The 645-nt window shown below is 31.8% G+C and carries 1 protein-coding gene; it reads left to right on the plus strand.

Annotated features, from left to right (window positions below; all coding sequences use genetic code 11):
• On the plus strand, window positions 1–645 hold a 645-nt coding region (locus tag IU405_RS00530; RefSeq protein WP_231749403.1), incomplete at both ends, for a glycoside hydrolase family 28 protein.

Genomic DNA, 645 nt, shown 5'->3' on the forward strand with positions numbered 1-645 from the left:
AAAATTGGTGGAGGAAAAGTAATTATTCCTTCAGGTGATTTTTTGACAGGGCCAATTGTCTTAAAAAGTAATGTTAATTTGCACTTAGAAAAAAGCGCAAATGTGCTATTTTCTACAAATCCTGATGATTATTTACCAGTTGTTCACACGTCTTATGAAGGAGTAGAATTGATGAATTATTCACCTCTGATAAGAGCTTATAAACAAAAAAATATTGCAATTACAGGAAGTGGAACTTTAAATGGACAAGCAAGTAATGAACATTGGTGGCCTTGGGCAGGAAAAGATATTTATGGTTGGAAACAAGGAACACCAAAACAACACGATTCTATAAATCTTCCAAGATTATTTATTTTGAACGAAAGTGGGACTCCAGTTTCTGAAAGAATTTTTGGAAAAGGATATCATTTAAGACCTTCATTTATTCAACCTTTTGAATGTGAAAATGTATTGATTCAAGGAGTAACAATTACAAATGCACCTTTTTGGATTATTCATCCTTTGAAATGTAATTTTGTAAGAGTTGATGGAGTTACTATTAACAGTCATGGTGTGAATAACGATGGTTGTGATCCAGAATATTCTAAAAACGTTCACATCACTAATTCCACTTTTAATACAGGTGATGATTGTATTGCTATAAAA

The organism is Polaribacter sp. BAL334, assembly GCF_015767435.1.
Taxonomy (GTDB): Bacteria; Bacteroidota; Bacteroidia; order Flavobacteriales; family Flavobacteriaceae; genus Polaribacter.